General features: G+C 57.4%; 11 protein-coding genes. 5 read left to right on the plus strand and 6 right to left on the minus strand.

Going from position 1 to position 12,687, the window contains the following annotated elements:
- Window positions 1–21 precede the first annotated feature (21 nt).
- Genes thrC through alaC form a run of 3 tightly spaced genes read right to left on the minus strand, consistent with a single transcriptional unit; the run spans window position 22 to window position 3,591 of the window.
- Window positions 22–1,080, minus strand: coding sequence for a threonine synthase (gene thrC / locus NSJP_RS03415; RefSeq protein WP_080885530.1), 1,059 nt, complete (start codon window positions 1,078–1,080; stop codon window positions 22–24).
- A 4-nt stretch (window positions 1,081–1,084) separates the two neighbouring features.
- Window positions 1,085–2,386, minus strand: a complete 1,302-nt coding sequence (locus NSJP_RS03420; protein WP_231989481.1) for a homoserine dehydrogenase — start codon at window positions 2,384–2,386, stop codon at window positions 1,085–1,087.
- Window positions 2,387–2,394: 8 nt separating this feature from the next.
- Window positions 2,395–3,591, minus strand: a complete 1,197-nt coding sequence (gene alaC / locus NSJP_RS03425; protein ID WP_080885532.1) for an alanine transaminase — start codon at window positions 3,589–3,591, stop codon at window positions 2,395–2,397.
- 286 nt (window positions 3,592–3,877) lie between these two features.
- Here alaC and NSJP_RS03430 point away from each other — a divergent pair, with 286 nt between their 5' ends.
- The 5 genes from NSJP_RS03430 to mutS all read left to right on the plus strand — a co-directional run bounded on the left by NSJP_RS03430 (window position 3,878) and on the right by mutS (window position 9,743).
- Window positions 3,878–4,591 carry a pyridoxine 5'-phosphate synthase gene (locus tag NSJP_RS03430; protein WP_080885533.1) on the plus strand — a complete coding sequence of 238 codons (714 nt, stop codon included), beginning with the start codon at window positions 3,878–3,880 and terminating at the stop codon, window positions 4,589–4,591.
- A gap of 48 nt (window positions 4,592–4,639) precedes the next feature.
- Window positions 4,640–6,190, plus strand: coding sequence for an NAD(P)H-hydrate dehydratase (locus tag NSJP_RS03435; RefSeq protein WP_080885534.1), 1,551 nt, complete (start codon window positions 4,640–4,642; stop codon window positions 6,188–6,190).
- 73 nt (window positions 6,191–6,263) lie between these two features.
- Complete coding sequence (gene tsaE / locus NSJP_RS03440) at window positions 6,264–6,758, plus strand: tRNA (adenosine(37)-N6)-threonylcarbamoyltransferase complex ATPase subunit type 1 TsaE (protein ID WP_172834126.1); 495 nt, start codon at window positions 6,264–6,266, stop codon at window positions 6,756–6,758.
- Window positions 6,755–7,102 (plus strand): LapA family protein, encoded by a 348-nt coding sequence (locus NSJP_RS03445; protein ID WP_080885536.1) that lies wholly within the window; start codon window positions 6,755–6,757, stop codon window positions 7,100–7,102. The genes tsaE and NSJP_RS03445 overlap by 4 nt, the downstream gene beginning before the upstream one ends.
- Window positions 7,095–9,743: a DNA mismatch repair protein MutS gene (gene mutS, locus NSJP_RS03450; RefSeq protein WP_080885537.1), complete on the plus strand. Its 2,649-nt coding sequence runs from the start codon at window positions 7,095–7,097 to the stop codon at window positions 9,741–9,743. Before NSJP_RS03445 ends, mutS begins: the two co-directional genes overlap by 8 nt.
- Window positions 9,744–9,819: 76 nt before the next feature.
- Here the strand turns inward: mutS and NSJP_RS03455 are convergent, their stop codons facing one another.
- The 3 genes from NSJP_RS03455 to NSJP_RS03465 form a co-directional block, all read right to left on the minus strand.
- Window positions 9,820–10,503 carry a hypothetical protein gene (locus NSJP_RS03455; protein ID WP_080885538.1) on the minus strand — a complete coding sequence of 228 codons (684 nt, stop codon included), beginning with the start codon at window positions 10,501–10,503 and terminating at the stop codon, window positions 9,820–9,822.
- Between the two features lie 77 nt (window positions 10,504–10,580).
- Entirely contained in the window at window positions 10,581–11,099 is a 519-nt protein-coding gene (locus NSJP_RS03460) for a hypothetical protein (RefSeq protein ID WP_080885539.1), read from the minus strand.
- 345 nt (window positions 11,100–11,444) lie between these two features.
- Window positions 11,445–12,665 carry a M16 family metallopeptidase gene (locus NSJP_RS03465; protein ID WP_231989482.1) on the minus strand — a complete coding sequence of 407 codons (1,221 nt, stop codon included), beginning with the start codon at window positions 12,663–12,665 and terminating at the stop codon, window positions 11,445–11,447.
- Window positions 12,666–12,687 lie beyond the last annotated feature (22 nt).

Genomic DNA, 12,687 nt, shown 5'->3' on the forward strand with positions numbered 1-12,687 from the left:
GCCGTCCCGTAACCTCATCGTCTAGACCTTGAGAAACCGCGCCACATCCTCCTTGGTCGCCTGAACGGTTTTCGGTTGAACCGACACGCTGATGGCGGTATCGGCATCCTTCAAACCGTGGCCGGTCAAGGTACAGACGACGGTATCCCCCTCGCGCAATGCGCCCTGTCGACTAAGCTTGATCACCCCAGCAACGGAAGCCGCCGATGCCGGCTCACAGAACACCCCTTCTGTTCCGGCGACCATGGTATACGCCTGGAGGATCTCCTCGTCCAGCACCGAGTCAATGAATCCAGAGGAATCCCTGATCACATCCGATGCGGCTTGCCAACTCGCGGGATTCCCGATTCGGATGGCCGTTGCCACGGTCTGCGGGTTTTCAACGATATGGCCGAGCACCATCGGAGCCGCTCCGGCTGCCTGAAAACCCATCATGCGCGGAGACCGCGTCGTCTGATTAGCTGCGCGGTATTCCTGATATCCCTTCCAATATGCGGTGATATTTCCGGCGTTTCCAACCGGCAATACATGCAGGGTCGGCGCATCGCCCAACTGATCGCACACTTCCATGGCGGCCGTCTTTTGCCCTTCGATCCGATAGGGGTTCAGCGAGTTGACGAGCTCGATATGATGCAGCGCCGATACCTCTTTGACGATCGACAGCGCCTGATCAAAATTCCCGTCGATCTGAATCACCGTGGCCTGATGCATCATGGCTTGCGACAGCTTGCCCATCGCAATCTTCCCCGCCGGGATCAAGACATAGACCGCCAGCCCAGCGCGGGCGCCGTAGGCGGCCGCCGACGCGGACGTATTGCCGGTTGAGGCACAGATTACCGCCTGCGCGCCGCCTTCCAGCGCTTTGGAAATGGCCATGGTCATGCCACGATCCTTGAAGGATCCGGTCGGATTGGCCCCTTCGACTTTCAAGTAGAGATCGATCCCGGGCGCAATTTTCTTGGCGAGCTTGGCCGCCCGGATCAAAGGCGTATGACCTTCTCCCAGGGACACGACGGGTGTGTGTTCCGTCACGGGCAGAAACTTGCGGTATTCTTCGATCAACCCACGCCAGGGCTTCATGGCATCACTCGTCCTTGCCCTCCACCCGCACCAGGGTGGCCGGCTCGGACATGAAGTCCATCCGGTTGATCTCTCGCAACGCCATCTGAACGGATCGCTCCTGTGCCGTGTGCGTCTTGATGACGATCGGCACGGTTTGTCCCGCTCGACGCCCCTTTTGCAGCATCGATGAAATGCTGATCCCAAAACGGCCGAGTTCGCCGGCTATCTGTGCCAGCACGCCGGGGCGGTCCAACACCATGAATCGCAAATAGTAGAGGGAACTGATCTCTTCCATCGGCCGCATGCGCAACGGACGCCGTTGGTCCTGCTGGAACGAGGCGGGCGGAACACGGCCGGCGCCGCCCTTCAGCAGATGGCGGGCGCTGGCAATGATGTCACTCACCACGGCGCTTCCGGCAGCCATGTCGCCGGCCCCCCGACCGACAAGCACGACATCCCCCACCGCATCGCCCACCAACTGAATCGCGTTGTAGACTCCTTCGATCTTGGCCAAGGGAGAATCAGCCGGAAGCATGGTGGGATGCACCCTTGCCTCCACTTCGCCGTCGACCAATTTTGCGATCCCCAGCAATTTGATCGTGAATCCGAACTCCCGGGCGTAGGCAATATCATGCGGCGTGATGTGCGTGATGCCCTCGGTATAGAGTTCCTTGAAGTTGATCGGTGAACCGAAGGCCAAGTTCGCCAGAATCGCCAACTTGTGCGCCGAATCCGTCCCCGCCACGTCGAACGTCGGATCGGCTTCCGCATACCCCGCCCGCTGGGCTTCGGCCAAATTCTCCGCGAATCCCTGCCCTTCATTCGTCATCCGGGACAGAATATAGTTGGAGGTGCCGTTGATGATGCCATAGATCGACTGAATCGCATTGGCGGCCAACCCTTCCGTCACGGCGCGGATGACCGGAATCCCACCGCCGACACTGGCTTCAAACCCGAGATCGACTCCCTTGCGTGCCGCAGCCGCAAACAATTCTTCGCCGTGAAGGGCAAGCAACGCCTTGTTGGCGGTAACCACGTGCTTTCCGGATTCCATCGCGTCCAGGAGGATCCGCTTGGCGAAGTCACAGCCGCCGATCAGCTCGACGACGATGTCGACATGGGGATCGGCCACGACCTGTTTGACATCGTTGACAAGGACACCCGGCGCCAAATCGATCCCGCGACTGCGCGTCACGTCGAGATCGGCGATCCTGACGACCTCAAGCGGAACCCCCACCCGCCGACGGATGATCGCCGCATTGTTCTGCAAGATTCTGGCAACCCCGGATCCGACCGTCCCGAACCCGATGATTCCTACGCCCACGCGCGATCTCATTCTTCCGTTCCCTCGAGCTTCAAGGCCTTGCGAATCCCCCTCACCGCTTGCCTGGTTCGATGTTCGTTCTCAACCAAGGCAAACCGGATATATTCGTCGCCCCCCTCGCCGAAGCCAATTCCCGGGGAAACGGCGACTTTCGCCTCTCGCAAGAGCAGCTTGGAAAACTCCAACGACCCCATGTGACGGTACGGGAGTGGGATCCGGGCCCAAACGAACATCGTTGCCCGAGGCTTGGCCACGTTCCAGCCGATGCGATTCAAGCCGCTCACCAGGACATCGCGCCGTTTCTGATAGCGCAACACCGTTTCCTTGACGCAATCCTGAGGCCCGTTCAGCGCAATCACGCTGGCAATCTGCAGCGGTTGAAAGATTCCGTAATCCAAGTAGCTTTTAATCTTGGCCAATGCCCCAACCACTTCGCGGTTGCCGACACAAAACCCGACCCGCCATCCCGGCATGTTGTAGGCCTTGGACAGCGTATAGAACTCGACCCCGACATCCTTGGCGCCTTGGACCTGAAGAAAGCTGGGAGCCTTGTACCCGTCGAACACGAGGTCGGCGTACGCGAGATCATGAATGACGATGACGTTGTGTTCCTTGGCAAAGGCCACAATCTTTTTAAAGAACTCCAGATCGGCGACGGCCGTGGTGGGATTGTGGGGAAAATTGATGACGAGAATCCTCGGTCGAGGAAACGTCTGCCGGTAGACCCGCTGAAGGTCGTCGAAAAAGTCGCTGTCGGGCCGCAATTCGATCCCGCGGACTTCTCCGCCCGCAATGATGAAACTGTACATGTGGATGGGATAGGTCGGAGTCGGGGTCAGTACCACGTCGCCCGGACCGATCATGGCGAGAGACAAATGCGCCAATCCCTCTTTCGAGCCGATCGTGACGATCGCTTCCGTTTCCGGATCCAAATCGACATCGTAATTGCGGCGATACCATCCGGCAATGGCATGGCGAAGCTTGGTGATGCCTCGGGATGCGGAGTAGCGATGATTCCGTCCTTTCCGTGCCGCCTCGATCATCTTGTCCACGATGTGCGGAGGCGTCGGCTGGTCCGGGTTGCCCATCCCGAAATCGATGATATCCTCCCCGCGGTGGCGGGCGTCCAGTTTCAGGCTCTGCACCTGAGCGAACACATAAGGAGGAAGCCGTTTCAACCGATAGAAGTGATCAGCCAATCCCATAACGCGAACGTCGTCGTATTCAGATGAGTGGATGCAGGCTCGCGCCCGACATGTCTTCGTCAGCCCGGCGAACGCGTATTCTAATTGTGGCAGGGCTGTGGAGTCAAATTGTCACGTGTTTCTGTGGGGTTCTGCAAACGAATCCTTTGAAGGTTTTAAGGTCCCGGACGCGTCCACCATTTATTGCCCCATTCCGGGGATTTCTGCTACAACAGCCGACGGCTCTCCCAACCCATTGCCCGACTTCGGCTCTTTTCGTCGATCTGACTTCAAGACGGAGGTGACAGTGCCTAGATTGGGTGTCAATGTTGATCACATCGCGACTCTTCGTCAGGCACGGGGCGGGTCCGATCCCGATCCAATCGCCGCCACGGTACTGGTGGAACTGGCGGGGGCGGACGGGATTGTCGTTCATCTTCGCGAGGATCGCCGCCACATTCAGGATCGCGACGTTCGGTTGCTTCGCGACATGATCCACACGAAACTCGACCTTGAAATCGCCGCCGATGAGGAAATGGCGAAGATCGCCCTGGGGATCAGGCCAGACATGGTCACGCTGGTTCCAGAACGGCGTCAGGAATTGACGACCGAGGGCGGGCTCGATGCGGTCGGACACAAGGACCGTCTCCATCAGATCGTGGACCTTCTGCACAACGGCGGCATCTCCGTCAGCCTGTTCATCGAACCCGACCTCTCCCAGGTCAAGGCAGCCCATAAACTCTCAGCAGATTTTATCGAACTTCACACCGGGCGCTATGCCAATGCACAACGGGCCAAGGAGGCCGATGCCGCGGTGGAAGCTATTACGCAGTCGGCAAAATTGGCTTATAAACTTGGCCTAGGCGTCAACGCCGGTCATGGACTGAATTACCAGAACGTCAAACGCCTGACGCATGTGCCGGAGATCGTAGAATATAACATCGGCCATAGCATTATGGCCCGAGCGATGCTAGTCGGTCTTGATCGCGCCGTGAAGGAGATGAAAGCGCTCATCGGTTGAGATTCAGACTAAGCAGTTTCGTCGCGTCGCGATCCATCGAGGCCTCCTATGAAGGTTGTCACCGCCGCCCAGATGCAGGCGTTGGACCGTCGGACAATTGTCGAAGGCCGTATCCCCGGTATCGTGTTAATGGAACGAGCTGGCCAGGGGGTGGTCAAACATCTAGAGGCTCAATTCGGGTCTTCGCGCGGCAAAACAGTCACGGTCGTCTGCGGCAAAGGGAACAACGGAGGGGACGGACTGGTCGTCGCCCGGCTGCTCCACCGCAGTGGTGCCAAAATTCGCGCGCTTCTGCTTGAACCGGTTTCGGCACTTACCCGGGACGCCGCCGTCATGTACCGACGGTTCATGCGAGCAGCCGGCAAGTCTTCCATCATTCCTTTTCGCGTCGAGGACCGAATCCGAAGTCTCTTGGCTGCCAGCGATCTGGCGATCGACGCCATCCTGGGTACAGGTCTATCCACGGACGTGACGGGGACCTACCGAGATGCCATCAACCTGATCAATCAATGCGGGCGGCCGGCGGTGGCCGTCGACATTCCCTCGGGCATCCATGCAGATAGTGGTTCGGTACTTGGGACGGCCATAGACGCCTCTCTCACCGTCACCCTTGGCCTTCCCAAGGTCGGTTTATACGTCGGCCAGGGCATCGACCATGCCGGAATCGTCCAGGTCGTCGATATCGGGATCCCGCCATCCTTTGTTGCGGACGTCGACAGTCACGTAACCCTGCTCGACAAGGAAACCGTCCGCCACAGCCTGCCTCGCCGCCACGCCTCCGCGCATAAAGGTACGTTTGGTCATGCCGGCATCATTGCCGGCTCCGTAGGCAAGACCGGAGCCGCGGCGCTGGCCGCGCAGGCTGCGTTGCGAACGGGAACGGGGCTCGTGACGGTGGCCACCCCGGCCAGCGTGAACGACGTTCTGGAGGCCAAGCTCCTTGAAGTCATGACAGTACCGTGCCCGGAAACCGACGCGAGGACACTCAGCCGGGACAGTCTTGGACTACTCATCCCCTTCATGCAATCAAAGACCGCCGTGGCCGTCGGCCCGGGCATCTCAACTCACAGTGAGACCGTCGGGTTGATTCGGGCTCTCGTGGAGCATCTGGACCGCCCCTCGGTCATAGATGCAGACGCCCTGACCGCGTTGGCCGGTCAGACGTCCCTCCTGGCTGAGTGTACCGTCACTCCGATCCTCACGCCTCATCCTGGAGAAATGGCTCGGCTTGAGTCAGATGCGACTACTCAGTCGGTCAATGCCGACCGGATCGGCATAGCCGGCCGATTCGCTCGCCGGGTCGGCGTCGTTCTGGTGTTGAAAGGCGCCCGCTCGGTGATTGCGAAACCGGATGGATCGGTCGCCATCTGCCCTACGGGAAATCCAGGAATGGCGACGGCGGGAACCGGCGACGTCCTGACCGGCATGACGGTCGGTCTTCTGGCACAAGGACTGCCACCGTGGGAAGCCGCCTGTGCGGCCACCTATATTCATGGGATGGCAGGTGATCTGGCCGGGCAGCGTCTTGGAGAAGCCGGCCTGCTGGCCCGAGACGTGATTGAGCAGATTCCCTATGCCCTCCAAATCTTCAGTCGCTAAACATAAGTCTGCAAAGGCATCTCGACCCGTCCGGCAACGTTCCGTCACCGGACGTTCCAACCCGAGGTGGAATATGACGACCCGATCGGCAGGCGAAACGGACCGGCTCGGCCAAGCGTTGGGGCACACGCTGCGGGGCGGAGAATTTCTGGCCCTCCTCGGAACATTGGGAGCAGGGAAAACGACGCTGGTACGGGGAATTGCAAAGGGATTGGACGCAAGTCCGTCCTCCGTAAGCAGTCCTACCTTCGTCCTTGCTCATGAGTACCGCGGGAGGCTGGTATTGATACACGCGGACTTGTACCGTATACGGTCGCCACATGAACCGGAATCGACAGGACTGACGGAGTATCTGTCAGGTGCTACCGTCGCAGCCGTCGAATGGGCCGATAAGGCGCCAGGCTGGTGGCCGGACGACCGGCTCGAAATTGAGTTGCGCCACCTGACCGTTGGGAGTAGAACGATTCGACTGACTGCCCAAGGACCGCTTTCAACCGGACTGCTGGCGCGGGCACGGACGAAATTCTCCCAACTCGCAACGGCCCGCAGGAAGGTATCGCCGGCATGATTCGACTCATTCTCGTAGGCACGCTTCTCCTCTTGTGCCTGGCGTTTTTCCTGCAGAATCAGGAACAAGAAGTCACGCTTCGCTATTTCTTCGGACTCTTTTCCGCTTCCACGCCCATTTACAAGCCGATTCTGGCGGGATTTGCCGTCGGACTGCTGGTGTCTGGAATCCTGTTGTTCCCCCCCTGGGTCCGAGGCCGCATCGAGCTCCGCCGGAAGACCAAGGCGTTGCAGGAAGCAGAGGTCGATCTTGAACGGCTGCGGAAGTCCTTGGAGAAGTTGACGACAAAACCGTCGTCCACTGGGGTTGGAGACTCGTCACTTCGAGCACAAACCGATGAGTGACGCGGATGTCACGCCGCTCATGCGGCAATACCATGAAATCAAGCGCGGCTATCCCGAAGCGATCCTTTTTTTTCGCGTTGGCGACTTCTATGAAATGTTCGGCGAGGATGCCAAAGAAGCCTCCGGCCTGTTGAGCATTGCTCTCACCTCGCGCGATAAGAGCAGCGCAGCCCCGATCCCCCTCTGCGGAGTACCTCATCACGCAGCACAAACCTACATCGCCAAACTCCTAAAAGTCGGTCGCACGGTCGCCCTATGCGAACAGGTCGAGGATCCGCGATTGGCTAAAGGGCTCGTGCGCCGCGAAGTTGTGCGCCTGTATACCCCCGGCACCCTCGTCGATACTGAATTTCTCCCAGCTGGTGAATCCAGCTTCCTGACGGCCGTCTCTTACGCTCAACAGGGCGGAGTCAAGAATGGACCGGTCATCGGCCTGGCCAATCTGGATGTGTCGACAGGTGAATTTTGGGTCACGGAATTTCACGGTGATCAGGGAACTGTCGAATCCGCCTTGATCGACGAATTGGTGAGAATTGAACCGAAAGAATTACTCTACGCTGAATCGGATCGGTCCCTCGCGCCGCTATTGGGCCGTCTCGATCAGACAAGGTTATGCGCCAAACCCCTCGCTGCATTTTCCGCGCAAGAGGCGACGGTGCTTTTGACGGACCACTTCGGCGTGCACTCGCTTGACGGATTCGGCTGCGCCGGTCTCACGGTCGGTCTCGCAGCTTCCGGCGCCGTATGGCGATATTTCCGTGAGACCCAGCCAACCGCTTCATTGAGTCATGTCAGGCGCTTACAGCGGCGATGGCACGAAGAGTCCATGCATCTGGACGAAACCACCATTCGCAACCTTGAACTCATTCGTCCATTGACCGGAGGAGACGGACGGCTAGGCTCCCGCCATGCGACGGTGCTGTCGATGCTGGACCGGACGTCCACTTCCATGGGCAGCCGACTATTGAGGGAATGGCTGACTCGTCCGCTTCTCGATCGCAAGGCTATTCAAAGCCGGTTGGACGCGGTCGGTGAGTTGACGCAGTACCTCTCTCAACGTGTTGCGCTCAGGTCCGTTCTGCGGACGGTCCAGGACCTGGCCCGTCTGAGCAGCCGAATTGCACTGGGCCTGGCTGGCCCTCAAGAATGCCTTGCACTAAAAAACTCGCTTCGTGCCCTTCCCGAGCTGCGATCCAATTTGTCCGTATTCACCGCAACCCTGCTCGCCGACATCCGGAACAGCTGGGACGATTGCCGGGACATTTATGAGACGATCGAGCGCGCGATCGCGACCGATGCGCCAATGTCGGTTCGAGACGGCAACGTCATCCGTGAAGGATTTCACCCGCAGGTCGACGCGCTTCGAAAGCGGAAACTCGAGGGCAAAGATTGGATCACCGCGCTGGAAAGCCAGGAACGTGCGCGGACCGGGATCGACTCTCTGAAGGTCCGGTTCAACCAGGTATTCGGTTATTACATTGAAGTAACCAAGGCCAACCTTTCGAAGGTACCCGCCGACTTTATCCGAAAGCAGACTCTGGCCAATGCGGAACGATATATGACGCCTGGGTTGAAAGACCTGGAGGAGCAGGTCACCGGAGCGGAATCACAATTGTACGCACTGGAGGAGGAGCTGTTTATTCAAGTTCGTGAACGGGTCGCCAAAGACCTACCGCGTTTACAATCGATGGCTCAAGCTCTCTCTCACCTCGACGTGCTTGCCGGATTGTCGGAAACAGCCGCGTTGCACCGGTACGTCCAACCGACCATCGATGAGGCGGATGAAATCAGGATCGTGGAAGGCCGCCATCCGGTCGTTGAACAATTGAGCACGGATGCGCCGTTTGTTCCGAATGATACCTTTCTTGACGGCGAATCACATCGGGTCATTCTTCTTACAGGACCCAATATGGCCGGGAAAAGTACGTACTTGCGCCAGGTCGCTCTAATCGTCCTACTCGCGCAGATCGGCAGTTTCGTACCGGCTGCAGAAGCTCATATCGGATTGGTCGACCGTATTTTTACCCGTGTCGGGGCCTCGGACAACCTCGCTGCGGGCCAGAGTACGTTCATGGTCGAAATGATCGAGAGCGCGCAGATTCTCAATTCCGCCACTCAAAAGAGTTTAATCCTGCTCGACGAGATCGGTCGGGGTACCAGCACATATGACGGGCTGAGTATTGCCTGGGCTATTGCAGAATATATTCATGACCGTCGGTTCTTAGGTGCTCGAACCCTCTTCGCCACCCATTACCATGAAATGACGCAGATGGAGACCTTGCGCGACGGCATCCGTAATTATCGAGTCGCTGTGCAAGAGCGGAACGGGGATGTCCTCTTTCTTCGAAAAATCCAGCCGGGTGGAGCTGACAAAAGTTATGGCATCCATGTCGCCAAGTTGGCCGGCCTTCCCGACTCTGTCATTATCCGTGCACAGGAAGTGTTGGCGAAATTGGAAGAACCCGGATCTCGTACAGAGGGAGTCCACATACGTGAGGGCCGATCCGATACCGCCCGATCCGATCCCCAACCACATCCGCTCATCGAAGAGGTGAGACAGATCGACCTCTTCTCCTTAACCCCGCTCGATGCATTGAATCGTCTCGCTGATCTCCAAAAGCGCGCAACCGATTCCCAGTAACATTCTCACAAAAAGTAAGAGGGCGGCAGTTCCACGAAAGAACTGTCGCCCTCTTTAGTCGATCAGACCCAATCGCTTAGTGCGCGCTGCCTCCTCCGCTGCCAGGCAGATTGTATTTGGCCGTCCATGGAATCAAACCACCCACCGGCTTGCCACCGGGCAGCAATACATCGTATTGCATGGGCAACGTGGCCCCATCCGGGGTCTTCGGCGAGGTATTCAATCCCTGTTTGGCCGCATAGCAAGACGCGTCCATTTCGTTCTTTCCCACGCAATCCTTCAAGCGCAATGCCGAAATACTGACCGGCTTCCCCGGTGCGCCGGCCGTTTCCTGGAGCTTCTTGACGGCGGAAATCACGCGATGATTCTGTTCTGTTTCAGTAACCGTGAATTCGATCAGGTCGGTCGTGCTGCCAGGCGGTACTTCCTTGGCAGCAGCAGGACCAGCATGAGGCCTGCCCATCTTCTTAAGTTCCTCCCAGGCGCCCTTGTCCGCGTAAAACTTCAGATTCTTGCCCGGATGAATCTTTTGCCAGAACAGGCCGCTTTCGGCATTGCCTCCGAACACGGCAATATTGATCCAGACCGCTTCATCATAGGGGTCGAGGATAATCACTCGCCCTTGAAGCGTGGTGGGCTTACTCATATCTCCCCATTCGAACCGCTCCTGGAAGGACTCAATAGCCAAGGCGGCTGAGGCCATTGAGACCACCGATGCAACTGCAGCCGCGGCGGCCCAGCCTTTCGTATGAAACTTCATAATCGCGTCCTCCTTCAACAGTATGAAAGAATGAAGTCTTGTCGAAGTCGACTATTCAACAAATGATCCAACGGCCGTTAGTCACCCTTGATGACTTTGAAGCCGGTGATCGTCCGACCATCGAGGCTCACTTCCATGGCGACCAATTCTTGGGAAGCCTTGATGATCTGATCCATCAGCGCCTTGTCTTTGACCGCCAAGCGAACGGTCGTGGCCGCGTGATACCAGCCGGAATAGGGATTATTGCGATCCGCTCCACCAACAAAACCCCACGAGCAGCAGGTGAACAATGGGTCCGGCGGCTTGACATCGAGATCCGTTGACGAACGACCTGCGGGCGTACCGGAAGCCGGTTCGCCGGTATTCCAGTACTGAATGCCGAACAACAATTCTCCATCGGGATTATCTGCCCACTGCGACCATACCCGACCCTTGAGAGTCTTCGTCGCTTCCCCTTTCATGGGCTTCCCCCCGACAATGTTGTCGGTCGGGCCAGTCGGCCCGCCAGCAGCATCGGCGGCGACAGCAAACTCAGCCGTCAGCAAGCCGAGCACTGACCACACTGCAACTGCGGCTAGAAGTACGACCCTTTTCATACCCAGTCCCTCCTTCATAAAAGTACAACCACAAGACTGATGAACGCTCGATTTAAAGTACGATAATAATAGAACCGAAATTGAGAACCGCGCCCTCACGAGAGCAGGATCGAGAGCCACCTCCTTTGCTTTCCCTCGTGGTGCATTACTTCAATTTATAGATAGCATTATTAAGAGGGGCTCATGGTACTGAAAACACGGAAGGGAGTCAAGGAAATGTTATTCGCTGAAGATGACAGGAGGTATATGCAAAAAAGTACTTTCACAACAAATACTTACATGAGTAATTCGGCGTCGATCAAACAGTCATTTTCACGGAAGAAACCGGCGTCTATTAGAGAATTCTCATCCGAATGATTGAAGCGCGCGCTGGGAAATAGGACCGAGGCCGGTGATCGACAACCGGTCCAATCCGAAGAGTTCCCGTCCGACTCTGTCGATCTGCTCTGGCTTGATCCGATCTATCTGACGCAAAATTTCTTCAAGCGAAACGCGTGAGCCGTGGATCAACTCGTCCTTCGCCAATTTGCTCATACGGCTATGAGAACTCTCCAAACTCAGCATCAGACTGCCCTTCATCTGATTCTTGGCTCGTTCCAGTTCGCGCTTCTCAACACCCGTGTTTCTCAGACGTCTGATTTCACGGCAAATCAAATCAACGACACGGGCCGCCTCCTTGGCTCTTGTACCGGCGTATACGGTGATCGTGCCGCCATCGGAATAGCCGGAGAGAAACGAATAGATCGAATAGGCCAAACCCCGCTTCTCTCTCACTTCTTGAAAGAGTCTGGAGCTCACGCTCCCTCCCAAAATACTGTTAAGAGCATATGCGGCGTACCGATCTTGATGTCCCGCTGCCACACCTCTTAATCCCAAGCAAAGATGAACCTGCTCCAGTGCTTTCTGCCTGACGAGCAGGCCTCCCTTCACTTCCGGCGGCCGGCGAACAGGAGACGACGACGACGAGGATTCACCTGTGCGCGCAAATCGGAAATAACGCGACACCAGTTTCTCGAGGGAATGCTGCTCGAAATTCCCGGCGATCGCGATGACGATCCGAGCAGGATCATACCGAGCTTTGATGTAGGCCAGGATGTTCTCCCGTTTGAGTCCTCGGATGGTTTTTTCCTGACCCAGAATCGACTGCCCTAACGGATGGTGCCCCAGAATCTGCATCATGTGCAATTCTTGAACGTAATCCTCGGGATCATCCTGGACCATGCGGATCTCCTCGAGAACGACCTGCTTTTCCTTCTCCAGCTCTTTGGCGTTAAACTGCGAGCGGTAAAACAAGTCGGAGAGGAGTTCGAGTGCGCGCTCCAGTTGTTGATCCAGAACCTTGACGTAGAAGGTCGTCGTCTCTCGGGTCGTGAACGCGTTCATTTCGCCGCCCAGACCGTCAATCTCACGCGAGATCTCGGCGGCGGAACGCGAACGCGTTCCTTTGAAGAACATGTGTTCGATGAAGTGAGAATAACCGGCTTGCGAGGGCTGCTCGTCGCGGGATCCGGTGTTGACCCAGATCCCGACCGTGACCGATTTGAGCGTCGGGATCCGCTCGGTCACCACCCGTATCCCGTTGTCGAGA

Origin of the sequence: Nitrospira japonica (assembly GCF_900169565.1) — a bacterium.
Lineage (GTDB): Bacteria > Nitrospirota > Nitrospiria > Nitrospirales > Nitrospiraceae > Nitrospira_C > Nitrospira_C japonica_A.

Coding starts and splice junctions, on each gene's coding strand:
- alaC (WP_080885532.1), bottom strand. CDS start 3,591: ATGGGATTGGCTGATCACTTCTATCGGTTGAAACGGCTTCCTCCTTAT.
- NSJP_RS03435 (WP_080885534.1), top strand. CDS start 4,640: ATGAAGGTTGTCACCGCCGCCCAGATGCAGGCGTTGGACCGTCGGACA.
- NSJP_RS03445 (WP_080885536.1), top strand. CDS start 6,755: ATGATTCGACTCATTCTCGTAGGCACGCTTCTCCTCTTGTGCCTGGCG.
- NSJP_RS03455 (WP_080885538.1), bottom strand. CDS start 10,503: ATGAAGTTTCATACGAAAGGCTGGGCCGCCGCGGCTGCAGTTGCATCG.
- thrC (WP_080885530.1), bottom strand. CDS start 1,080: ATGAAGCCCTGGCGTGGGTTGATCGAAGAATACCGCAAGTTTCTGCCC.
- tsaE (WP_172834126.1), top strand. CDS start 6,264: ATGACGACCCGATCGGCAGGCGAAACGGACCGGCTCGGCCAAGCGTTG.
- NSJP_RS03460 (WP_080885539.1), bottom strand. CDS start 11,099: ATGAAAAGGGTCGTACTTCTAGCCGCAGTTGCAGTGTGGTCAGTGCTC.
- mutS (WP_080885537.1), top strand. CDS start 7,095: ATGAGTGACGCGGATGTCACGCCGCTCATGCGGCAATACCATGAAATC.